At 40.5% G+C, this 3,910-nt stretch carries 11 protein-coding genes; all 11 read right to left on the bottom strand.

The annotated features are described in order from the left end of the window. On the bottom strand, positions 1 to 287 hold a 287-nt coding region (locus QZU45_RS11300; protein WP_295355350.1), incomplete at its 3' end, for a hypothetical protein. Next, a complete protein-coding gene (locus tag QZU45_RS11295; RefSeq protein WP_295355348.1) occupies positions 280 to 606 on the bottom strand; it encodes a hypothetical protein in 327 nt (108 codons plus the stop codon). The genes QZU45_RS11300 and QZU45_RS11295, both read right to left, overlap by 8 nt. After that, positions 599 to 820: an AlpA family transcriptional regulator gene (locus QZU45_RS11290; protein ID WP_074838051.1), complete on the bottom strand. Its 222-nt coding sequence runs from the start codon at positions 818 to 820 to the stop codon at positions 599 to 601. The genes QZU45_RS11295 and QZU45_RS11290 overlap by 8 nt, the downstream gene beginning before the upstream one ends. Further along, positions 810 to 953, bottom strand: a complete 144-nt coding sequence (locus QZU45_RS11285) for a hypothetical protein (protein WP_295355345.1) — start codon at positions 951 to 953, stop codon at positions 810 to 812. The genes QZU45_RS11290 and QZU45_RS11285 overlap by 11 nt, the downstream gene beginning before the upstream one ends. Continuing rightward, entirely contained in the window at positions 946 to 1,323 is a 378-nt protein-coding gene (locus QZU45_RS11280; RefSeq protein WP_295355343.1) for a DUF3310 domain-containing protein, read from the bottom strand. The genes QZU45_RS11285 and QZU45_RS11280 overlap by 8 nt, the downstream gene beginning before the upstream one ends. Positions 1,324 to 1,326: 3 nt before the next feature. Then, complete coding sequence (locus tag QZU45_RS11275; protein WP_295355341.1) at positions 1,327 to 2,121, bottom strand: HNH endonuclease signature motif containing protein; 795 nt, start codon at positions 2,119 to 2,121, stop codon at positions 1,327 to 1,329. Position 2,122: 1 nt separating this feature from the next. Beyond that, positions 2,123 to 2,395, bottom strand: a complete 273-nt coding sequence (locus tag QZU45_RS11270; protein ID WP_295355340.1) for a hypothetical protein — start codon at positions 2,393 to 2,395, stop codon at positions 2,123 to 2,125. After that, complete coding sequence (locus QZU45_RS11265) at positions 2,392 to 2,859, bottom strand: hypothetical protein (RefSeq protein ID WP_295355338.1); 468 nt, start codon at positions 2,857 to 2,859, stop codon at positions 2,392 to 2,394. The genes QZU45_RS11270 and QZU45_RS11265 overlap by 4 nt, the downstream gene beginning before the upstream one ends. A 2-nt stretch (positions 2,860 to 2,861) precedes the next feature. Beyond that, the gene (locus QZU45_RS11260) at positions 2,862 to 3,056 is read right to left on the bottom strand and encodes a hypothetical protein (protein WP_295355336.1); all 195 of its coding nucleotides are present in this window, start codon (positions 3,054 to 3,056) and stop codon (positions 2,862 to 2,864) included. Between the two features lie 69 nt (positions 3,057 to 3,125). Next, positions 3,126 to 3,260, bottom strand: a complete 135-nt coding sequence (locus QZU45_RS11255) for a hypothetical protein (RefSeq protein ID WP_295355334.1) — start codon at positions 3,258 to 3,260, stop codon at positions 3,126 to 3,128. After that, complete coding sequence (locus QZU45_RS11250; protein WP_295355333.1) at positions 3,253 to 3,570, bottom strand: hypothetical protein; 318 nt, start codon at positions 3,568 to 3,570, stop codon at positions 3,253 to 3,255. The genes QZU45_RS11255 and QZU45_RS11250 overlap by 8 nt, the downstream gene beginning before the upstream one ends. Positions 3,571 to 3,910 lie beyond the last annotated feature (340 nt).

Raw genomic sequence — 3,910 nt, 5'->3', positions numbered from 1 at the left:
CTCCAATATTCCCTGACAGTTACAGTTCCACACTCCAATTTATAAGCTGTCTCAGCTTTTAGTTTGACAGCTCTCTGTTGGCATCTCATTTTGGAGACCTGATGTCTCTTATAAATTAGAGTGTCATCAAGACAGCTGTTCTTCTGGATTCGTCTTGGAGTGGATAAGATTTTTTCCAATGACATTCCCTGACGTTTACGCTGATAGTAGAGGCTCTCATTCAGACCATAATGGAGATACATCTCTCTAACACCTTTAAACTCATTTCCCAAGTGGTCTTTAACCATTGTTTTTACCTTTCTTCAGTGGTTTATCAATGAATATGTAGAATGCGTGTGGAGGTGACTGAACCTCATCTTTACTGTATGGATTCCATACTCGTATGCAGGTGACTTCATATTCAAGCAGTTCGAGTATGCGGTCTTGAGGATGTTCTTTATCATCCTCGTAATCTCTAAACCAGATAGTTTTAAAATCAGAGGTTACACATCTGCAGTAATACTCTTCACCTGGATGAGTGTGTTCGTTGTCATGCTCGTCATGTATATACAGATAAAACTCTGTAGGATTAGGCATAATCCTGACTAAATCTTTCAGCTTAACCATTTTCTAACCCCTGATACTTATCAACCCACTCCTGTATGTCCTTCAGTTTCCAGAATGGTGTAGTCTTGATACTGGATTTCTCGAAGAAATATACCGGCTCTGGAAAATGCAGACGTGTGTTTTCTCTTACTCTCTGCAGATAAGACATACTAAAGCCCAGAATGGATGCAACCTCCTCACGCTTCAGCAGCAGTCTTTCAAGCTTAATTTCCATTTAACATATCCTCCAGTATGTATCTCATTTCTTTTAGATCTCGAGCTAATTCGTTTAGAATGAAGGCTTCCATAAAAATTCCTACTCCAACAAAGGAGAGGATTACTATCAACAAAATTTCAAGTTCAATCATTCTTGGACTCCAGCTCAGCAATCTTTTCATCTATCAGTTTGGAAAGTCCCATATACCCCTCTGTAGCAAGAGCGAGTACAAATTCGTTATGTCTGAAGATATCCATATAGACCTTTGTACGCTTCTTTAGGAGATTACCTCCGTCATAGGCTCTGAAAATAATCTGATCATCGTCTTCAGCCAGAATTCTTCTGATATAGAACTGAGCTTTCTTCAAATCCTGCAGGGGATTACCCTTGTCCTGATATCTGAAGCAATACTTCAGACAGTTACCCAGATTGAAGCCTAACAGCTCACACAGTTCTATCGGTTCAACCAGAACTGCGTGTTTGTGGTAGTGACTAGGTCTATTGATTAAATCTTCTGCCATTCTTTATTTCCTCTTTTTTGCTTTAACTCTTTCTCTCCACTCTGGAGATTCTGCATAATGCTTTTTTCTGTAGCTGTTAGCTTTATTCTGCTGTTCCTTCCTATATTCAGGATCATTCTGGTATCTCTCCTTTCTTTTCAGATACTGAGCATGAACCTTAGCTTTATACTCTGGAGTATCTTTTACCTTTAGATAGAGCATGTGAGCGCGGGTCTTCTGATACTCCTTACCAAACAGTTTTACTTTTGCTATCTTGATCCGTGCCATTAACAGGAAGGTTCGTCTCTCGTCAACAGAACATTCCTTGCTGCATCCGAGTTCTGCCATTACTGACAGCTCTCCACGTGTGACACATTCAAGATTTGATGGCTCAAAGTTCCTGTTGTTCCCATCCATGAAGATAACCGTCTTACCTTCAGCGCTTTGCCCAGGATGGTTCTGCTCCCATACATAGCGCTGGTACTGCATCCACTGATTAGGTTCACCGACCTTGATGCGCACGTATCCTTTCTTTTCCTGAAAGGAACCTACTGGTCTGTGTCTCCAGTGTTTCTCACCTCTGGTAATTGCTGAGTTACTGTGACACAGCCCAAGCTGAATTCCTTTCTCATAACAGTGGGTACAGAAAGCTCTAATAGTGAAGGTTGTATTAAAGGTCTGATTCAGCTCCTCAAGCATCTGCTGTCTGGAGGTATATCCATGCTCTTTTGCAGGAATTCGCTCTTTGATCCAAGAGAAGATTTCATCAGTCCACAAAATGCCCTTCGTGCGCTTCCATTTCTTACCCTCTGTACTCACTTCAGACTTCCTCTTTCTTCAGCTCAAGGCCCAGAGTAGAAGGTATATTGACCGCATATCCTGCAGCATAGGCTGTTTTTGCCACATCAAGCTGTAAGCGCTGGACTTCAATAATCTTGCCTGCAGTGTTGTTTATGGCATCAGCTCTTTTCATTGCGTGTTCTGCCTTCTCTTTGTCAAAATTGCCGTCTTTGTCCTTGTCGTTGTCCTCATTCTGCAGAGCCTCTAGTTCTGCAAATAAAGCCTTCTGTAATTCTGTTGTATTAGTGATCATTTTCCTTTTCTCCTTATCTGAAATTTATCAATCCATTCGTATACAGCCCATGTTCTGAATCCTCCGAATCGGGGGATAAAGATTGGAAAGTTAAGCCCCTTCGCGTGTTTCGGCAGAAACTCATCGTCACCACACAGAAGCCATTCCACATCCTCTTTTGTGAGTATGGCTTTCTTACGAAGCGCCTTGTACGCTGTGGTGCTGATTCGAAGCTCCTGATTACCAGCTTTAATCACTCGGTTCTGATGCATAGCAATTCCATGCTGGCCGAAGCCTGCGTGATCATTCTTTTCCTTAAGCTGAACTTTCTTTACCTTTGTGTGGTTCTCAACTTCCTGTCTGATTTCCCACTCCGTCTGGGCGAGTTCTTCGGCCATTTCTCTGTCTACGCCGTAACCGCCTTCCAGATATTCCTTAACTGTCTGTTCTTTAAATTCCTCTTCACTGAGGCCTCTTGGTAACATTCTTAGTCCTTAATCTGCTTATCAATCTGTTTTTTTAACCCATCAAGTATCTTTTTGTAGAGGAACGCTGTCTGATCAAAGTCTTCCTTTATCTTCTCTGATGAAGCCAGTTCCTTTGCTTCAAGATAGCTTTTGTACTCAGTTTCCATTGCCAGTCTTATTGCTGTCCATTCTGTGTTGTCTACTTCAAGTATCATGATGACCTCCTAAAAAGGGGCGGGCTACGGGTGACCCGCCCAAATCACCAATGCTGTAGTTCTTGTTAGTTATTCAGCAAATAAATGATGTACTGTGAAAAATCCTGCAGCCAAGAAGAGCGCGATTACTATGCCGTTTATGATCTGAATAATGATGTAGCGCTTCTTCCAGTCTGTGATTGTCTGGTCTACCTCATTACGCATACTTAAGCTCCACAGTAGAATTGAACTTAAACAGATTGTTTTCGTATGCCTGTAATGAGCTGTTCAGCGAATCTTCAAACTCAGCGTATTCGTTGACAATGAAGCGGTGGTTATCCATGCGTACTGCAAGATAACCGTACTGATCATCAAATACACAGATTTCACCGTGTTCGTTAATGGCTTTCAGCTTTGGAAGAATGTTGCTGCAGATATCTGTTCCCTTGACATGAGAGCACAGTTCTACAACGTTGAATAATGTGGTTAGACGTACTGAGTAAGTGCGTTTGTCTGATAAAGTGTGGATCTTCATTGGTGATATTCCTTATTCGTTTAGAAATAAACTTATTACAAAAGTAATAATAACGAAAGGAATTACAAATTACAACCAAAAGAATAAGAAAGTTATTACAAAAGTAATTAAATTGTGATTTTTATTACAAAAAAATATTTTTTCGGAAATGAGAAAGAGGTAATAAAAAATGCAGTATAAAACTGCATTTTAGTATTTAGAAGGGACTTTTATTCTTTTACAAACTTACCTATTACAACTCCAACAATACGCATTGTATTAGTGAAATCAATAAATTTAGGCCCTGGCCATTCTGGATTAAGAGGTTTTAGATATTTCTTTGGCCCATCCATTACTAATT

The sequence above is a fragment of the uncultured Succinivibrio sp. genome (assembly GCF_902756765.1).
Lineage (GTDB): Bacteria > Pseudomonadota > Gammaproteobacteria > Enterobacterales > Succinivibrionaceae > Succinivibrio.
Note: the sequence above shows the minus strand (reverse complement) of the source record. Positions and strands in the feature narration are given on the sequence as shown.